The following is an 18,855-nucleotide window of genomic DNA, read 5'->3' on the forward strand; positions in this document are numbered from 1 at the left end:
CCGCCGGGCCTTTTTGTTTTTACCTAAACTCAGGTTGTTTGTGTTAAGCAAAAGCCAGCACGCCTTGAGTTTCCACTTTTACCGTCACGCTATCACCCACATTTAACGCCTGGGATGAAGTCGCCAACAAACGGTCACCATTCACGTCAATCACATAACGGCAATGATCGCCCATAAAGTGCAGCTCCAGTACTTTCACTGCACTCTCTTCATTGGCTTCAATCTGTACATGCTGCGGGCGCAGTAATAACGCACATTCAGCATCAACTGGAATCGCTTGCTGAGCATTCGCTTCGACCAGACCTAAATGGGTTTCAAACTCGCTATCAGAAATACGTTTTGCCGCAAGATAACTGCCACCACCTAAGAAATCCGCGACAAACTTGCTCGAAGGTTGGTAGTACAACTCAGACGCTGTGCCATACTGCTCTATGACACCATGGTTCATTACCGCCATCTTATCTGCAAAAGCAAAGGCTTCTTCACGACTGTGAGTCACAAAAATCGCCGTAACACCCTGCTCTTTAAAGATCTTGCGGATCTCACCAATTAACTCATGGCGAACTTGGGTATCGATGTTCGAGAACGGTTCATCAAGCAGTAGCAGGTCTGGCTTGTAAGCGAGCGATCGAGCAATCGCCACGCGCTGTTGCTGACCACCGGAAAGCTGATGAGGATAGCGATCACCGTAGCCTTTTAGATGCACTAAACCCAACATTTCCTCTACTTTAAGGAGCTTTTGTTGTGCCGTTTCATTCTTCAAGCCAAACGCGATGTTCTCTGCCACAGTCAGGTGGGGGAACAAGGCATAGTCTTGGAAAATCATCCCGATATTACGCTGCTCTGGAGGCAACCAGTTTTCACCATCATCAATAGTAAGGCAGTTTAAGCTCATTTGACCTGAACTTAGTGGCAACAAACCAGCAATGGCTTTCAATAACGTTGTTTTACCGCAGCCACTCGCACCAAGTAGACATACGATTTGCCCTTGCTCTACCTCAAGAGAAAGGGACTCAAGGACAGTTTGAGCGTCATACTGACAAGTTAAGTTTCTAATTGATAGTGCGCAACTCATTAGTGATTTTGCTCCAATGAACGGTTAACAACAACAAGCGGGATCAACCCAACAAGAACCAGTAATACCGCCGGAAGGGCAGCCAATTCTAAATGTTCATCCGAGGCGAAGTTATACACATACGTCGCCAGCGTTTCAAAGTTAAATGGGCGCAGTAACAACGCTGCGTTGAGCTCTTTCATCGACTCAATAAACACTAAGAGTCCGGCGATCAATGCACCGCGTTTTACCAATGGAAAATGCACTCGCCATAGCATGGTATTCGGCGTACAGCCCATGGTTCGAGAGGCCATGTCTAATGATGGAGAAATCTTATTCAAGTTGCTTTCCACGCTGCCAATTGCGACTGCAGAGAAACGCACCACCATAGCGAAGATCAACGCAAACATTGAACCAGAGAAAATCAGCCCCGGTCTGCTCCACTCCATCGCTTTAGCAAAATCGTTAACGCGGTGATCCATAAACAGTACCGCCACCATCACACCAATGGCCAACACGGTACCAGGCACAGCATAACCCATTGAAGATAAACGCATAAAAACTAAGCTAGTACGTCCACCATTGACTCGCTGACTAAAATTAACAACCAAAGCAATCACAACCCCGATAATTGCCGCAATGATCGACACCACGAAACTATTCCACGCGTATTCACGGAACTCAGGCGTCCAGCTTTGAGCAAAATAGGTGATCGCGTAATCAACAAGCTGAAGCAATGGAAAAATAAAGGCAATGGCAACTAGGCCCCAACACCAGATTAATGCGCCCCACTTCTTCCATCCTCTTAGCTTATAGCGAAATTCCTCATGGCTATTAAATTGACTTTGGAAAAGCTTTTGCTTACGACGACTGTAACGTTCAGCACTCAATAACAACACGACAACCATCAACATCAACGCAGATATCTTAGCGGCAGCATTAAGGTTCGAGTAACCAAGCCAAGTATCATAAACGGCCGTGGTTAACGTATTGACTGCGAAATAGCTAACCGTGCCAAAATCGCCGATGGTTTCCATTGCTACAAGCGACAAACCAACGGCAATCGAGGGGCGAACCAAAGGCATCGATATACGCCAAAAACTCTCCCAAGGAGAGCACTTTAATAAGCGGGCACTTTGTAATAAGGAAACATTTTGCTCCATAAATGCAGCGCGACACAGCAAATACACATACGGATATAGCACAAGAGAAAGCACAAAAGTGGCACCAGACAAGGTGCGAATATCAGGGAACCAATACTCCCCTGGCCCCCAACCCGTTATATCACGTAAAAAAATCTGGATTGGACCGGCAAAATCAAACCAGTCGGTAAAAATGTAACCAATGATATAACCCGGCATAGCGAGCGGTAGCACCAATGCCCATTGCAACCACTTCTCGGTTGGCAGCTTACACATGGCCATGAACCATGCGCTAGGAATGCCAAGAATAAGGGAAAGCATCATCACACCCGCCGTCAGTGTGACGGTGTTGTAGATGTAAGTCGGCATAACCGTTGCCATTAAGTGGGCGAACAAGTCATCCGTTTCGCCAATGGCGGTATAGAAGATCGCTAAGATCGGCAAAACCAGTAACAGAGCTATCACTCCGCTACTGGTTTTCCATAGAGAACGTTTATCTTTCATTGCCTAAATACTTCAAGGCTATATGAAATATAAATGCAGGTGCAAGTACATCTCATATCCTTTAATCAAATGGGAGTATAGTTATACCCCCACAAGGAATTAAAGGTCAAATTTCACTTCATCTAGAAGCTTAATTGCCGCTTCATGATTTGCAGCAATCTCGTCTAGAGAAATCTTATCCGCAGAGAAATCACCCCACGACTCCACTAACTCAGAACGCTTTACGCCCTCTTTTACTGGATACTCATAGTTCACTTCTGCGTACATTTGCTGTGCTTTATCGCCCGTAAGGAATTCCATTAATTTTACCGCATTCTCTTGGTTTGGAGAGTATTTCGCCATCGCCATGCCAGAGATATTTACGTGTGTACCCGTAGTGTCTTGGTTAGGGAAATTGATGTATACCGCATCAGCCCAAGCTTTCTGCTCTTTATCGTTCACCATCTTACCTAGGTAGTAGCTGTTACCTAGCGAAACATCACAGAGGCCTTCTTTGATCGCTTTAACTTGACCACGGTCGTTACCTTGCGGCTTACGAGCTAGGTTCGCTTTTACGCCTTCTAGCCATTCTTTTGTCTTTGCTTCACCGTGGTGTGCGATCATAGAAGAAACGAGAGATACGTTGTAAGGGTGCTTACCGCTACGAGTACAGATTTTGCCTTTGAATTCTGGCTTTGCTAGATCTGCGTAGTTGAAGTCGCTACCTAGCTTACCAACACGGTCACGTGAAGAGTAAACGTTACGAGTACGTAGCGTTAGAGCAAACCATTCGTTTTCTTTATCTTGGTACTGTGCTGGTACATTTTCTTCAATGATTTTACTGTCTACCTTTTGAACTAAACCTTTGTTAGTCAGTTCCGCTAGACGGCTGATGTCTGTGGTAAGGATTACGTCAGCTGGGCTGTATTCGCCTTCTTGAGCCAACTTCTCTGCTAGACCTTGTTTCGCAAACTTAACGTTTACTTTGATGCCAGTATCTTTAGTGAACTCATTAAACATAGGCTCAACTAGGAAAGGTTGACGGTAAGAGTAGACGTTCACTTCCTCAGCAGCCATTGCCGCTGGAGCCAACGTTGCGCATGTCATCGCGGAAAGGGCTAGCAGTTTTTTCATTGTTCAATCCTTTAATATGCTAATGATAACGTTTATCAGTTGCGTTATTATATGCATGTCCAATTTGAAAACAATGACTCAAATTAAAAAAACCTGCGTTTAGGCAGGTTTTTTAATAGCGACGCAAATTTTATATTAAGCCATTCAGCCTTATTTTACGGTAACAAACTCAGGGTAAGCACCAACACCACAATCATGCATATCCATGCCTTCTAGCTCTTCTTCCTCTGACACGCGGATACCAATCGTTGCTTTTAGGATGGCCCATACCACTAGGCTCGCACCGAATACCCAAGCAAAAATCACTGCCGCACCAAGAAGCTGAGCACCAAACGTTGCATCACCGTTACTTAGTGGCACAACCATTAGCCCAAAGAAACCACACACACCGTGAACTGAGATAGCACCAACTGGATCATCAATCTTAAGCTTATCTAGAGCAATGATGCTAAATACGACTAGAGCACCCGATACCGCACCGATAGCGACGGAGTATAGTGGGGATGGTGATAGCGGGTCTGCGGTAATCGCAACCAGACCTGCCAATGCACCGTTAAGAATCATAGTCAGGTCTGCTTTACCCCATGTTGTCTTACATACGCACAGTGCGGCAATGGCACCTGCAGCCGCTGCTGCATTGGTGTTCAAAAAGATTTGACCTACGGCCGTTGCATTCTCAAAGTCAGACACCATTAACTGAGAACCACCGTTGAAACCGAACCAGCCGAACCAAAGAATAAAGGTACCCAGTGTCGCAAGTGGCATGTTTGAACCTGGAATAGGGTAAATTTCGCCGTTTTTTCCGTACTTACCCTTACGCGCACCAAGCAGCAATACACCAGCTAACGCTGCTGATGCGCCCGCCATGTGTACGATACCTGAGCCAGCAAAATCACTAAAGCCAGCTGCTGATAAGAAACCGCCGCCCCACGTCCAATAACCTTCCATTGGGTAGATGAATGCCGTTAGTACTACGGAGAAGATAAGGAACGACCAAAGCTTCATACGCTCAGCAACCGCACCAGAGACGACTGACATTGCGGTTGCGACAAATACAACCTGGAAGAAGAAGTCCGACTCCAGTGAGTGGTCAGCACCTTCACCTTGAGTACCAATAAGTGCGCCAAATGATGGTAGCCAACCACCTTCGCTGTTATCAACATACATAATGTTGTAGCCGACCAACAGGAACATGGTACAAGCAATTGCGTACAGACAGATGTTTTTAGTTAGAATTTCTGTCGTATTTTTAGAGCGAACCAAGCCCGCTTCCAGCATGGCAAAACCCGCTGCCATCCACATGACTAACGCACCGGAAATGAGAAAGAAAAAGGTGTCGAGTGCGTAACGTAATTCAGTAACCGTGGTTGTTAATTCCATGATAGTTCTCCAATCCATTGAATTCTTAAAGTGCTTCTGCGTCCATTTCACCCGTACGAATACGCACCGCTTGGCTTAGGTCGTAGACAAAAATCTTGCCGTCACCAATTTTCCCTGTTTGAGCCGCTTTGGTGATCGCTTCTACCACGCGCTCTACATTGTCTGCATGTGTCGCGATTTCTAGTTTTACTTTTGGTAGAAAATCGACTTGATACTCAGCGCCACGGTACAACTCCGTATGGCCCTTTTGGCGACCGAAGCCTTTAACCTCTGATACTGTCATCCCTTCAATACCAGCATCAGCCAATGCTTCACGTACATCATCCAACTTAAAAGGTTTTATAATGGCATTTATGATTTTCATTGAATCTTCTCCGCAGCTTTCATCTTTATACACTTTTAATAATCCAATCTGCATGCCAACTTTATAAGTCATTGATTATAAATAAAATAACAAAAATAATAACGTGAAAACAAAAAAAGGCGCACCGAGATGGTGCGCCCTTTTCACAAATATAAGGCAATATGATTTAGATCACCCAAAACTGTGCATCACATGCCCAAAAAGTCTTTCCACTGATCAATCAGGGCACAGAAATCCTCTATACCACAGTTCGCTGTACTCTCTGCATCGTAGAAATCAAACTCACTTTCCATCTCTACTTCATATTCATGCGAAAGTGCATTTTCTTGTACTAACACCTCGTCGCCTTGAATCATCAAACTGATCTCTGAACCCACTAATTTATGTTCTTGAGAAGGTGAAGAAAAAGCCTGATCAACTAACGCTTCAACTTGAGAAATTTTGGCCGGATCTTTTCCAATTTCTTCTTGTAACCATCGACCTACAATCTCATGCCCCATACTGCATTTGACATAGTATTCGCCCATCAAAGTATTACGGATGAATTCAAATTCCATCGAGATTGCCTTTTCGTATCAATTTGGTGCGGAGTATAACGAATTGCGCCCATAAAAAAAGCACCTCAATGAGGTGCTTTGTGTTTGTGTACTCAGCTTATGCTGGCTCTTGGAAGATCACTTCTGCCGCTTTCTTAGTGTACTCATCCATTTTATGGAAGTTCAAGTAACGGTAAGTATCAGCTGCTGTCGCATCGATTTGCTTCGCGTATTCTAAGTACTCTTCCTTGGTTGGGATCTTACCTAGAATCGCGCCTACTGCAGCAAGCTCTGCTGAAGAAAGGTATACATTCGCACCTGTACCTAGACGGTTCGGGAAGTTACGCGTTGAAGTCGACATGACTGTTGCTTTATCTGCTACTCGTGCTTGGTTACCCATACATAGTGAACACCCAGGGGTTTCAATACGAACTCCAGCGCGGCCGTAAATACCGTAGTAACCTTCTTCCGTCAGTTGGTCACGGTCCATCTTCGTTGGTGGCGCCACCCATAGACGAGTGTTAAGTTGACCACCGAATTGCTCTAGCAGTTTACCTGCTGCTCGGAAGTGACCAATGTTAGTCATACAAGAACCGATGAACACTTCATCAATTTGTGTGCCTTGCACTTCAGACAGAAGACGGGCGTCATCCGGATCGTTTGGTGCACATAGGATTGGTTCGTGAATATCCGCTAGATCAATTTCAATGATGTGTGCGTATTCGGCATCTGCATCCGCTTCCATCAGTTCTGGGTTTGCCAACCACTCTTCCATCGCTGTGATACGACGCTCGATTGTACGACGGTCGCCGTAACCTTCCGAGATCATCCACTTAAGCATGGTGATGTTCGAATTTAGGTATTCTTCGATCGACGATTGAGACAGCTTAACCGTACAACCAGCCGCACTGCGCTCTGCAGAAGCATCAGACAATTCGAATGCCTGTTCAACCGTTAGGTGCTCAACACCCTCGATTTCTAGTACACGACCAGAGAATTCGTTGATTTTACCTGCTTTCTCAACCGTCAGTAGACCTTGTTGAATTGCGTAGTAAGGAATCGCATGAACGAGATCACGTAGCGTGATACCCGGCTGCATTTCGCCTTTAAAGCGCACCAAGATTGACTCTGGCATATCCAGTGGCATAACGCCTGTCGCCGCAGCGAACGCAACCAGACCAGAGCCAGCAGGGAATGAAATACCGAGAGGGAAACGAGTATGCGAGTCACCACCTGTACCTACAGTATCAGGTAGAAGCATACGGTTTAGCCATGAGTGAATAACGCCGTCACCTGGACGAAGCGATACACCGCCACGGTTCATGATGAAATCAGGTAGCGTGTGGTGCGTGTTTACGTCAACAGGCTTTGGATATGCTGAAGTGTGACAGAATGACTGCATCACTAGATCCGCCGAGAAGCCAAGACACGCAAGATCTTTTAGCTCATCACGCGTCATTGGACCGGTTGTATCCTGAGAACCGACCGTTGTCATCTTAGGCTCACAGTATTGACCTGCACGCACACCCTCTACGCCACATGCTTTACCAACCATCTTCTGAGCTAATGTGTAGCCTTTGTCTGACGCTGAAGGATCCACTGGCTTAGCGAATAACTCCGTTTCTTCTAGGCCAAGAGATGCACGAGCACGGCTTGTTAAACCACGACCGATGATCAGAGGAATACGACCACCAGCACGAACTTCGTCAAGCAATACTGTACTCAGTTTAAAGCGAGAAATCTCTTCACTGTTTTTGCGCACAACACCTTCGTATGGATAGATGTCAATTACATCACCCATGTTCATGTTTTGTACATCTAATTCAATCGGCAGTGCGCCCGAGTCTTCCATTGTGTTGTAGAAGATAGGCGCAATTTTACCACCTAGACAGATACCGCCCGTGCGCTTGTTTGGTACAAATGGGATATCTTCACCCATAAACCAAAGCACGGAGTTTGTTGCTGATTTACGTGAAGAGCCCGTACCAACAACATCACCCACGTAGGCTAGCGGGATACCGTCTTTTTGTAGCTCTTCAATTTGATTGATAGGACCAACGCTGCCAGGCTGATCTGGGTTGATACCATCACGCTCCATCTTCAGCATCGCTTTCGCGTGTACTGGAATGTCTGGACGAGACCAAGCATCTGGTGCTGGAGATAAATCATCTGTGTTGGTTTCACCCGTTACTTTAAAGACTTTAACGGTGATCTTTTCTGCGACTTTCTTTTTTGAGGTGAACCATTCCGCATCTGCCCAAGATTGTAGGACTTGTTGTGCGAATGTATTGCCTGCTTTGGCTTTCTCTTCTACATCGTAAAAAGCATCGAACATCAGCAATGTGTGAGACAACGCTTTAACTGAGATTGCCGCTAGTAGGTCATCATCTAGCAATTCAACTAGTGGAGCGATGTTGTAACCGCCTTGCATCGTACCTAGTAGCTCAGCCGCTTTTTCACGGCTTACTAATGGTGATGCCACTTCACCTTTTGCTACCGCCGTTAGGAAGCCCGCTTTTACATAAGCAGCTTCATCTACGCCCGGTGGGATACGGTTTTCTAGTAGGTCAAGAATAAATGCTTCTTCACCTTGTGGGGGATTTTTCAGAAGTTCAACAAGTCCAGCAACTTGTTCAGCGTCTAGCGGTTTAGGAACAACTCCTTCGGCAGCACGCTCTTCGACGTGTTTACGGTAGGCTTCAAGCACGACTTTTTCCTCTCATTGCGGTTCCTCCTTTATTAATTACTATTGTTAAAGTAAAGGAGTGAACATCCTTGGAAACTTGGCTCTCCATTGCCCTTGTTTTCATTCAATTCTTGATTGAGAAACAGCGTCGTAGAGGCCAAACTGTGGGCGACAGAATAGCAAATTTAACTTTAAATTAAAATCTCCCCACTTTGACCAACATAGCAACTTACGACTAAAGTCCGGTATATATTAGCTAAATATGCAAAGATTTTGCGGCTCATTACCTTTTTATTTAAATGATGTGCCAACGATCAAGTACACAGCATCTAACTCTTGCTCTGTACGACCGTATGCCAACATGACTGGCCCAATTGGAGAGTCTACCCCAAAGAAAACCGATGCAGCATTATACAGTGGCGCTTCATTGAGCTTCAGATCGTTATCCGACCAAACACCACCGTGTTCAAGCGACGCGCCTAAGTAAACAGGCGCTTCAAACAACCCGAAATCATTGTCCATCCATCGATATCGGTACACTAAGCTCGTAAAAAATAGGTTTTGTCCGATCAAGCTATTTCTAGGAATACCCGATAAATTCAGGAAGCCGCCGATCTCTCTCGGATCGAGTGGAATCGCCGAGTTTTTGCTTTCAACAACGCTGTATTCCGCTTGCCCGACTAAAGTATGACGCTGAAGACTTACCGCGCCTTTAAATCGAGCAGCGATTTCATATACGGTGTCTTCTACGCTGTCATTTGTATTAATTTGGCTAAACCCTTCAGGACTCTTGTCATGAGAAACCAAGTAGTCTAAGTCCAGCAATATTCCTCGAGTGGGAAAAGCAAAATCATCCAGTGTATCTAAGCGGTAGTTGGCGAAAACACCTAAACGCTCATAATCAATATCCCCTGCAGAAGCGAACGTCGATAATTCAATTGTTCCTGTCGAATAACGCCCACCCACTCGAAACTCTTGCCACAATGTTGGCTGCCCCCCCGCGGATAACTCGCCCATAAATTCGGTATACGAGACAGGGAAAAAGTCATAGACCGAACCGAGATCTGGATTTTCAAAATCATTCAGTGGGATATTGCGATTTTCAGAGCGATAACTGAGCTTACCGGAGACAAACAGCTCCTGGCTAGAAAGTACTGGGGAATACAGTTCCGTCTCGATAAGCTTATCGGTGCCCATATCAATGTTAAATGCCAACTCGGCACCATGAGAGTTTAAGTCTGTGAAGTTTGCCGACATTCCAATGCCGTATTGACTGTCAGTCTTGAAATCATCTTCAAGGAAAAAACGAAAGTTAAGGTAGTTGGGTCCCCAAGATTTTTCATTGACATCAAATACCAGCAAGTTTACCCCGTTAATCTCTTCAAAGTGATACGTGATCAATTCGAAACGATCCAACGCATACAGACTGTCCACAGCCTCTTCAATTTCAGCCGTCTCGATAGGGCGCCCTGTTTCTAATTCCAAACGATTGGTCAACAACACATCACTATAATGGGTGTTATTTACGATAACGATTTGATCAACGATACGTTCATCGCCATACACCAGATCTCGGCGTATATCTTGTTTCTGATCGATATACTTTTGGTATTCCGCGCTGGAAAGGCTTAACGCACTCAATTTTGATTTTTGCTTCTTCGTGATTTGGTAACCAGCTTGAAATGCGCTTGGCATCTTATCAAACTCAACCGTCTCCATTTGGCCAACATCTGGACGAAGGTAAACATCATCATCGTTAAGCGTTGCGGCTTGATCTTGAGTACTGCGGCGTACTAAATAGTTGGATAGCTGATCAGCAACCGCAAACAGGCCAGTAAAATCTTCTTTGGTGTTGTAATCAGTACTGATATCGACTGCAATCACAATATCAGCCCCCATCGAACGTGCAACGTCGACGGGCATGTTATTGACAACACCACCATCGACCAACATATGGCCATTGAGTTCATAAGGAGGGAGAGCACCTGGCACCGACATACTTGCCATCATGGCATCAACTAAATAACCATCAGCCAGAACCACCTCTTCTAGTTCCAAGATGTCTGTCGCCACGGAACGATATGGAATAACGAGATCATCGAAAGAGTCAAAACGACCAAGGTTACCCGTGGTCTCTCGCAAAATACGCAACATATTTTGCCCTTGTACCACCCCAGTTGGTGCTCTAATCTCACCAAATCGCACACCTAAATCGGTGTTAATTTGGTATCGGTCTTCATACTCTTTATCACGAACACGGCGTTGGCTACGGTCTACGCGGTCTCGGTAACCACTATTCCAGTCAACACTATAAATAAAGCTTTCAATTTCATCGGCACTCATGCCAGAGGCATACAGACCCCCGACATACGCCCCCATGCTCGTGCCTGTAATGATATCGACAGGAATGTGCATATCTTCAAGTGCTTTGAGTACACCGATATGGGCGGCACCTTTTGCTCCACCACCAGCAAGCACCACCGCAACCTTCGGACGAGCGGCATCTTCTTCGAGAGGTTGAGCAAAAGAAGGGGCTGCAATCAAGAAGCAGACCCAAAACGCAAAACGATGCGCCAATGAATTTGAGGGCAGCTTTTTGAACATTCACATCTTCCTTTACTGAGTATTAATCACCTTACTTTTACTAAGATTTGAACAGCGAAACAAGTCATAGATGGTGTTTTTGATGGTCTTACCAATCAAATAAACTATTCAACCAATTCGACTTTTTCTCACATTGCTGTTTTATCTGCCCCGTTTTATCCCACACTGGCAATTTATGTTGACTACGACAATTCATCTCTAGCGCACCATTAGGTGTTGGCTTAAAGCCCAATGTGGTCACCTCTTTTGGCCACGGCAACTCCAACCTTTCAGGGATACGTTGTGTTAAGTATTCCGCATAAACACGAAGCGCACCGCTTGAACCGGTAAGTTTGGTGGACTTGTTATCATCGCGGCCAAGCCAAATCGTGGTGACTTCACGACCATCTACCCCAACAAACCAACTATCACGGCTATCATTACTGGTGCCTGTTTTTCCCGCCAATGCCGCCCATGAAAACTGACTTTGTAGGAAACGGCCAGTACCTTGCGTAACACCTTGCTTCATCGCATAAGTTGTCAACCATGCGGCTTGCTCATCCACCGCTGGCGCAGAACGAGGCAACGATTGATACAACACATTGCCGTTCATATCGATCACTGAACGTAGTGCGCTCAACTTCGCGCGTTTACCTGAATTCGTCACTGTCTGGTACATCTGTGCGACCTGTAAAGGCGTTAACGAAAATGAACCTAAAAACATCGATGGCACTGGGCGGATCTCATCTTTGTTGACACCCAAACGTTCTAAAGTTGCTGACACTTCTGGAATACCAAGTTGCATACCAAGGCGTACCGTTGGAACGTTGAGAGACTTAGCAAGAGCCATATACAGCGGCACATCACCACGGAACTTACGATCAAAATTACGTGGCGACCATACTGACCCTTTACTGCCTTTCAGGCTGAGCGGTGTGTCATGTAATGTGGTTGCCAAGTTGTATTTCTCTGGTTGTTCCAATGCTGTTAAATAAATAGCTGGTTTCACTAGCGAACCTATCGGGCGGCTCGCATTCAACGCGCGGTTAAAACCTTCATAACCGACTCGCTTCCCCCCCACCATGGCACGAATTTCGCCACTGTGACGATCCACCGCCACCGCTGCCGCTTCTAACTCTTTACCTGCGCGCTTTTCAAGTTCAGGAATTTTCTTGGCGATCGCTTTTTCCATCTTACTTTGCGAGACTGGATCAAGTGATGTAAACAAACGCAAGCCCGTCTCAGCCTTAAATTGATCGCCAACTTTCTCTTTCAGTTCGATATTCAGCTGTTGGAAATACGCAGGTTGGCGACTCGCGATACGCGGCTTGCTTTGTGTATCGAGCGGACGATTTACCGCTTGCTCGTATTGCTCTGAGGTCAGCATGTTTTGCTGCATAAGCAGGCGCAATACCAAATCACGGCGTTCTTTCGTGCGCTCTGGGTATCGAATCGGGTTGTAATAAGATGGCCCTTTCACCATTCCTACTAGCATCGCTAACTGATCAATACGCAACTCTTGGATCGGTTGACCAAAATAGTAGCGTGAAGCCAAGCCAAAGCCATGGATCGCATCACCACCGCTTTGCCCCAAATACACCTCGTTGAGGTACGCTTCAAGAATACGGTCCTTGCTGTAGCGGTAATCCAGAATCAGCGCAATGTACGCTTCACGCACCTTACGCCATAAGGTTTTATCACGAGTTAAAAATAAGTTTTTTGCCAACTGTTGAGTCAGTGTACTGCCACCTTGTACCGTGCGTCCTGCTTTGATGTTGGCGACCAAAGCGCGACCGATCGCAAGTGGAGATACTCCATCGTGTTGGTAGAAGTCACGGTCTTCAGTTGCAAGAAGTGCATCAACAAGAATCTCAGGGAATTGATCACGACGTAAGAACAAACGCTGTTCATTTTGATCTTTTTCCAACATACCCAGCATCTTAGGTTCAATGCGTAGATAACCTAGCTCCCCTTTTGATTCCAACGATTGAATACGCTGTAAACCACTGCTAGAAAAATGCAACATGACATGGCGATCTGGCTCAGGACCATCGGCAAACTCGAATGGGCGACGGATTAATTCAATACGCGTCGATGAAGATGAATACTCCCCCGGATAGCGAGGCTGGCTCACTTTACGGTAATTCAACACATCCAGTTCGTTACGCATCTCTTGAATGGTCAGATTATCGCCCGGACTTAAATTAAGAATGCGAGCATAGACCACCGTAGGCAACTCAAATAACTGACCATCAAAGCGATCTTTCACCACGCTATCTAAATAAATGCCAACAAACACCAATACCGCAGCTAATGCGATCCCCGCTTTCCAACAAAATGACCATAACATCTTCAGCCAAGAGCGTTTATTACGATTTGGCTTTTTCGATGGTGCACGACGAGTACGCTTAGCAGTGCCTTTGCTTGATGCGTGACTTCTCGTCGCGGTGGTTTTCTTCGCTGGCGCCTTTTTTTCGTGCGGCTTTTTTGTATCAGTCATTATTTAATTGTCTTTTTGTTTTCGTTGTCGCTACATGGGTGGCAGGGTCATCTGGCCATACGTGTTTGGGGTAACGCCCTTTCATCTCTTTTTGTACTTCTTTATAACTTCCCGCCCAAAATGCGGCTAAGTCTTTCGTCACCTGAAGTGGACGCTGCGCTGGAGAAAGCAATTCAAGCACCAATCGCTTGCGCCCCAATGCCACGGTCGGTGAAGCGCTTTCGCCAAACACCTCTTGCATGCGCACCGACAATACGGGCTCACTGCCAAATTGGTAACGAATGCGCTTTTTTGAGCCAGTTGGTAAACGGTAATCTTGTGGTAACCATTCATCGATGTTTTGATTCAAAGGCCAACCGAGTCGCGCATTCAGCGCTTCACTCAAGTTCACTTTCTCAAGATCTTTCACCGATGATACCGCACCCATATAAGGCTCTAGCCATTCCTCTAAGCTCTCCAGTAGACTTGTCTCATCAAAACTCGGCCAAGCCTGCTCAGGTAACCACTCCACTGCACAGCGAATACGCTCTAATAAATTATCGGCGGCCGATGTCCAGTTTAAACTCTGTAAGCCGTGACGACGGACATAAGTGAGTAAAGCTTGTGTCATTTTTTCTTTACCCGGGCTTGGCAACGTTTCGCGCTTAATGACCAACTGCCCGAGCTTGAGCTGTTGCTCCGCAATCAATCGCCCTTTATCGTTATCCCAATCAACCATTTCGGTTGAAGAAAAAAGCGTAGCGAAAGCGTCTTGTAAGGTATTGATATCTAGCTCGCAAGCCAAGTGAATTTGGCTCGAATTAGAGTGAGAGCGCATCAAATCTATCGCGACTAAGTACTCGCAGCCACCCAACATTTCTTCTGGTCGACACTCCGCACCATGTCCGTTAGCTAAAGTAAAACGACCGTACTGGTTGGCTCTTTGTTGCGCGATACGATCAGGAAATGCCAAACTCAACACTAAAGGTAATAACGCTTCATCTATCGCAGACAAATTGAATGTAGAACCCAGTTTATGAGCAAGGGTTTGCGCTCGCTTTAGCATCATCGACTTTTTCGGGTGGATACCGCTCACCCAGCGATGCAAACTATGAGCAATATTCGCCACATTGCGCTCTGGCTCTTCAATAAGGGCGACCGCTGCCAGCGCGGTATTTAGCATCTTTTCACTATGATGTTGCGCTTGTATGAGCATAGCCGCAGAGCGAGGCTCAACGCCCAACTCATGAGCGATTTTACCATCCGGCGATAATTGCCCTGACTCCGTTAGCAATCGCAAAGAAGCTAACAATTGCTTAGACTGTGCAAGAGAGGCTGCTGATGGGATATTCAACCATTTGAGTGCGGAGATATCGCCGGCCCCCCAAAACGCTAATTCCATCACCAAACTAGCGAGATCGGTGTGGAGAATTGCTGGCTGTGGTACTTGGGGTTGCTGCTTAAACTGGGCCTCAGAATAAAGTCGAACACAGATACCCTCTTCAACACGTCCTGCGCGACCTGCACGCTGTATCGCCGATGACTGTGCAATTCGAACTTGCTCAAGGCGGGTTAATCCATTTTTCAAGTCAAAGCGCGCGACGCGTTCTAGTCCTGAATCCACCACCAGGCGAATACCTTCAATGGTCAGCGACGTTTCGGCAATGTTCGTCGCTAGCACAACTTTACGCTTGCCTGAAATCGTTGGAGAGATGGCCTTTTGCTGCTCAGCGAAACTGAGTTGCCCATAAAGCGGGCACACTTCTATGTTATCAGGTAGGTGTGATAAACGTTCTTCCACCTGTTTAATCGCCGCGGCACCAGGAAGGAAAGCAAGCAGAGAGCCAGGCTCTTTGTGCATCAAACTCTCGATCGTTTTTGCCATTGAGGTTGGCAAGTGATCGTTTGTCCCTAAAGGAAAATAGCGCGTTTCCACCTCAAAGCTACGGCCTTGGGATTCGATATAAGCTGCATCGGGTAACAAGGTTTGCAATGCGTCTTGATCGAGCGTTGCCGACATCACCACCAGCTTAAGATCATCACGTAGTGCTTCTTGCACTTCAAGGCTGAACGCTAAAGCGGTATCTGCATGAATACTGCGCTCATGAAATTCATCAAAGATCAGTAGATCGATGCCATCTAACTCAGGGTCATTTTGGATCATTCGTGTCATGATCCCTTCCGTGACAATTTCGAGCTGAGTATGCTGGCTTACCTTTGTCTCACCGCGAACTCGATAGCCCACTCGCTCCCCAACTTGCTCACCCAGTTGCTGCGCTAGGTAACGAGCAATATTGCGCGCCGCCAAACGTCGAGGTTCGAGCATCACGATCTTGCCTGACACAATTTGATTTTTCACAAGTTGCAATGGGAAATAGGTTGACTTACCAGCCCCTGGAGCGGCTTTGAGGATCACTTGATGTTGATTTTTGACCGCCGTAAGTAATTGCGGCATCACGGCTTCAATCGGCAATTGTGACAAAGGAAATACCCTGTGTTGTAATGGTGGCAACATTGTACATAAAACTTTCCCGTCTAAATAAGCAAAATGCATTTCGAACCTACTCTAGAGTCAGCAACTCTGCTCAAACGCTACAAACGCTTTCTTGCCGATATCGAATTAGATAACGGTGAAGTTCGTACCATCCATTGTGCTAACACTGGTGCAATGACAGGTTGTGCAACACCTGGCAACAAAGTTTGGTACTCCACCTCGGATAACCCTAAGCGAAAATACCCAAACAGTTGGGAGCTTAGTGAGACCGCGCAAGGGCACAGAATCTGTGTCAATACCGCTCGCGCTAACCAATTAGCCGTCGAAGCCATTGAAAATGATGTTATTTCAGAACTCATTGGATATGACCAACTTCAAACTGAGGTGAAATACGGCAATGAAAATAGCCGAATTGATATCTTGCTCAGCGCAAGCGACAAACCAAAGTGCTATATAGAGGTGAAAAGCGTCACTCTGCTTGATGAAGAAACCCCATCAGGACAAGGCTATTTCCCAGATGCCGTCACCACACGAGGTCAAAAGCACCTGAGAGAACTCACAGATATGGCACAAAATGGAAGTAGAGCCATACTTTTATTCACTGTTTTACATTCAGGCATTGAAAAAGTATCCGCGGCACACCATATAGACGCGAAATATTCAATGTTACTAAAACAAGCACAAAACGCTGGAGTAGAAGTGCTCTGCTATAAAGCAGAACTAAGCGATACTGAAATCAAACTAATTTCTGCTGTTGATTTTATCAATTAATTGAAAAAAATGATGTTATCTTCACAATGACGATAAGTTTATAATTCAGTGATTGCCTGCTTCGTCTCTTTTTGCTATAGATACCCGCCTTAAATTGACTGCATAGCAGTTGACTAGGTGTAAGTAGGAGATGCTGTATGCCAGAATCAAAGAAAAAAACGATAGGCATCCTAGCCATTGCTGGTGTGGAGCCATATCAGGAAAAGCCTGGTGAAGAGTATATGTCACCAGAGCAAGTGGAACACTTTACTAAAATCTTAACAGCTTGGCGTAATCAGCTCAGGGAAGAAGTCGGTCGCACTGTACACCATATGCAGGACGAAGCCGCAAACTTCCCAGATCCAGTTGACCGTGCCTCTCAAGAGGAAGAGTTCAGCTTAGAACTGCGTAACCGTGACCGTGAACGTCGCTTGATCAAGAAGATCGAGAAAACGCTAGACAAAATTAACGAAGACGATTTCGGCTTTTGTGAGTCTTGTGGCGTTGAGATTGGCGTCCGTCGTCTTGAAGCGCGCCCAACAGCAGATCTTTGTATTGACTGTAAAACACTTGCAGAAATCAAAGAGAAGCAAATGCAAGGTTAATCGACCAAGCATTATGATTACTAAAAGGGAGCTCAGGCTCCCTTTTTGTTTTGGTTTAATTTATATACCCAAATAATACCAACCACAGTAAGCAAGTGCTCAACAATAGCGTAGAGGAAATGTTTGAGAACAAAGCGAAAATTTTCGATAACGAGTTATTCTAATATCGAAATTTTTAACGCCATTATCGAGCATTTTCATCAGCTAGAATAAACCACTACATACTACGCTTGGTATAACCTTGAGATACACACGCATGACACGCTACGTAGGTCGATTCGCCCCATCCCCTTCAGGCCCATTACATTTTGGTTCACTGGTTGCTGCTCTGGGTAGTTACTTCCAGGCGAAAGCAAACCATGGTGATTGGTTAGTCCGAATTGAAGATCTCGACCCGCCTAGAGAAATGCCCGGTGCTTCTGAAGCCATCTTACAAGCACTACGAGCTTACCACTTGCTTTGGGATGGGGACGTCGTGTATCAAAGTGAACGACACGACCTTTATCAAGCACAAATTGACGCTTGGCTAGCCAACGGCGATGCCTATTACTGCCAGTGCACGCGTAAGCAAATTAAAGAACATGGTGGCTATTATCCAGGCACTTGCCGCGACAAAGGCTTGCAAGAAGGCGCAATCCGCCTAAAAATGACCCAGCCCATCGCTAGTTTCTTAGATCAGAAACACGGTAGAATAGCGATTCCTGCAGCCTTAGTGAATGAAGATTTCATTATTAAACGTCGCGATGGGTTATTTGCTTATAATCTTGCGGTAGTATTAGACGACATTGATCAAGGCGTCACCGAGGTCGTTCGCGGCGCTGACTTAATTGAGCCCACCGGCCGCCAAATCAGTTTGTACCGAATTCTGGAACAACCTGAGGTACGTTACTTACATTTGCCGTTGGCGATGGACACTAACGGTAATAAGCTGTCAAAGCAGAATCATGCGACAGCCATTGATATCAATGACCCAAAACCAACTTTGCTGCATGCCATGAGGTTTTTAGGTTTTAATCTACCAGGCCATATTAAGTCCGCGAATCTCAACGACATTCTACGTTGGGGATGCGAAAATTGGCGCTTAGAACAGCTTCCATTAGAGATAGAAATCACGCCGTGATTCTCAAATGGCACCGTGTAGGCTATTATTAGCCGCAAAATCAGC

General features: G+C 45.9%; 13 protein-coding genes. 3 read left to right on the plus strand and 10 right to left on the minus strand.

Annotated elements, in window-relative coordinates:
- Positions 1 to 43: 43 nt before the first annotated feature.
- The 10 genes from AK966_RS03215 to hrpB all read right to left on the minus strand — a co-directional run bounded on the left by AK966_RS03215 (position 44) and on the right by hrpB (position 16,323).
- Positions 44 to 1,075 carry an ABC transporter ATP-binding protein gene (locus AK966_RS03215; protein WP_099079863.1) on the minus strand — a complete coding sequence of 344 codons (1,032 nt, stop codon included), beginning with the start codon at positions 1,073 to 1,075 and terminating at the stop codon, positions 44 to 46.
- Positions 1,075 to 2,700 carry an iron ABC transporter permease gene (locus tag AK966_RS03220; RefSeq protein ID WP_099079862.1) on the minus strand — a complete coding sequence of 542 codons (1,626 nt, stop codon included), beginning with the start codon at positions 2,698 to 2,700 and terminating at the stop codon, positions 1,075 to 1,077. Before AK966_RS03220 ends, AK966_RS03215 begins: the two co-directional genes overlap by 1 nt.
- Positions 2,701 to 2,799: 99 nt before the next feature.
- Positions 2,800 to 3,813: a Fe(3+) ABC transporter substrate-binding protein gene (locus AK966_RS03225; protein ID WP_119463525.1), complete on the minus strand. Its 1,014-nt coding sequence runs from the start codon at positions 3,811 to 3,813 to the stop codon at positions 2,800 to 2,802.
- 150 nt (positions 3,814 to 3,963) lie between these two features.
- The gene (locus AK966_RS03230; protein ID WP_099079860.1) at positions 3,964 to 5,193 is read right to left on the minus strand and encodes an ammonium transporter; all 1,230 of its coding nucleotides are present in this window, start codon (positions 5,191 to 5,193) and stop codon (positions 3,964 to 3,966) included.
- A gap of 25 nt (positions 5,194 to 5,218) precedes the next feature.
- Positions 5,219 to 5,557 (minus strand): P-II family nitrogen regulator, encoded by a 339-nt coding sequence (locus AK966_RS03235; protein WP_099079904.1) that lies wholly within the window; start codon positions 5,555 to 5,557, stop codon positions 5,219 to 5,221.
- Positions 5,558 to 5,745: 188 nt separating this feature from the next.
- Positions 5,746 to 6,114 carry a YacL family protein gene (locus tag AK966_RS03240; RefSeq protein ID WP_099079859.1) on the minus strand — a complete coding sequence of 123 codons (369 nt, stop codon included), beginning with the start codon at positions 6,112 to 6,114 and terminating at the stop codon, positions 5,746 to 5,748.
- Between the two features lie 97 nt (positions 6,115 to 6,211).
- A complete protein-coding gene (gene acnB / locus AK966_RS03245) occupies positions 6,212 to 8,800 on the minus strand; it encodes a bifunctional aconitate hydratase 2/2-methylisocitrate dehydratase (RefSeq protein ID WP_099079858.1) in 2,589 nt (862 codons plus the stop codon).
- A gap of 270 nt (positions 8,801 to 9,070) precedes the next feature.
- Positions 9,071 to 11,383 (minus strand): patatin-like phospholipase family protein, encoded by a 2,313-nt coding sequence (locus AK966_RS03250; protein ID WP_119463526.1) that lies wholly within the window; start codon positions 11,381 to 11,383, stop codon positions 9,071 to 9,073.
- A gap of 88 nt (positions 11,384 to 11,471) precedes the next feature.
- Entirely contained in the window at positions 11,472 to 13,862 is a 2,391-nt protein-coding gene (mrcB, locus tag AK966_RS03255; RefSeq protein ID WP_099079856.1) for a penicillin-binding protein 1B, read from the minus strand.
- Positions 13,855 to 16,323, minus strand: coding sequence for an ATP-dependent helicase HrpB (hrpB, locus tag AK966_RS03260; RefSeq protein WP_119463560.1), 2,469 nt, complete (start codon positions 16,321 to 16,323; stop codon positions 13,855 to 13,857). The genes mrcB and hrpB overlap by 8 nt, the downstream gene beginning before the upstream one ends.
- Before the next feature lie 66 nt (positions 16,324 to 16,389).
- On the opposite strand from hrpB, the gene sfsA reads away from it, so the two are divergent.
- The 3 genes from sfsA (at position 16,390) to gluQRS (ending at position 18,810) form a co-directional block, all read left to right on the plus strand.
- A complete protein-coding gene (sfsA, locus tag AK966_RS03265) occupies positions 16,390 to 17,106 on the plus strand; it encodes a DNA/RNA nuclease SfsA (protein ID WP_099079855.1) in 717 nt (238 codons plus the stop codon).
- A gap of 137 nt (positions 17,107 to 17,243) precedes the next feature.
- The gene (gene dksA, locus AK966_RS03270) at positions 17,244 to 17,690 is read left to right on the plus strand and encodes an RNA polymerase-binding protein DksA (protein ID WP_099079854.1); all 447 of its coding nucleotides are present in this window, start codon (positions 17,244 to 17,246) and stop codon (positions 17,688 to 17,690) included.
- Between the two features lie 256 nt (positions 17,691 to 17,946).
- Entirely contained in the window at positions 17,947 to 18,810 is an 864-nt protein-coding gene (gene gluQRS / locus AK966_RS03275; protein WP_119463527.1) for a tRNA glutamyl-Q(34) synthetase GluQRS, read from the plus strand.
- Positions 18,811 to 18,855 lie beyond the last annotated feature (45 nt).

Origin of the sequence: Vibrio sp. PID23_8, from assembly GCF_003584965.1 — a bacterium.
Lineage (GTDB): Bacteria > Pseudomonadota > Gammaproteobacteria > Enterobacterales > Vibrionaceae > Vibrio.

Coding starts and splice junctions, on each gene's coding strand:
- AK966_RS03250 (WP_119463526.1), bottom strand. CDS start 11,383: ATGTTCAAAAAGCTGCCCTCAAATTCATTGGCGCATCGTTTTGCGTTT.
- AK966_RS03225 (WP_119463525.1), bottom strand. CDS start 3,813: ATGAAAAAACTGCTAGCCCTTTCCGCGATGACATGCGCAACGTTGGCT.
- mrcB (WP_099079856.1), bottom strand. CDS start 13,862: ATGACTGATACAAAAAAGCCGCACGAAAAAAAGGCGCCAGCGAAGAAA.
- sfsA (WP_099079855.1), top strand. CDS start 16,390: ATGCATTTCGAACCTACTCTAGAGTCAGCAACTCTGCTCAAACGCTAC.
- AK966_RS03230 (WP_099079860.1), bottom strand. CDS start 5,193: ATGGAATTAACAACCACGGTTACTGAATTACGTTACGCACTCGACACC.
- AK966_RS03235 (WP_099079904.1), bottom strand. CDS start 5,557: ATGAAAATCATAAATGCCATTATAAAACCTTTTAAGTTGGATGATGTA.
- AK966_RS03220 (WP_099079862.1), bottom strand. CDS start 2,700: ATGAAAGATAAACGTTCTCTATGGAAAACCAGTAGCGGAGTGATAGCT.
- AK966_RS03240 (WP_099079859.1), bottom strand. CDS start 6,114: ATGGAATTTGAATTCATCCGTAATACTTTGATGGGCGAATACTATGTC.
- gluQRS (WP_119463527.1), top strand. CDS start 17,947: ATGACACGCTACGTAGGTCGATTCGCCCCATCCCCTTCAGGCCCATTA.
- dksA (WP_099079854.1), top strand. CDS start 17,244: ATGCCAGAATCAAAGAAAAAAACGATAGGCATCCTAGCCATTGCTGGT.
- AK966_RS03215 (WP_099079863.1), bottom strand. CDS start 1,075: ATGAGTTGCGCACTATCAATTAGAAACTTAACTTGTCAGTATGACGCT.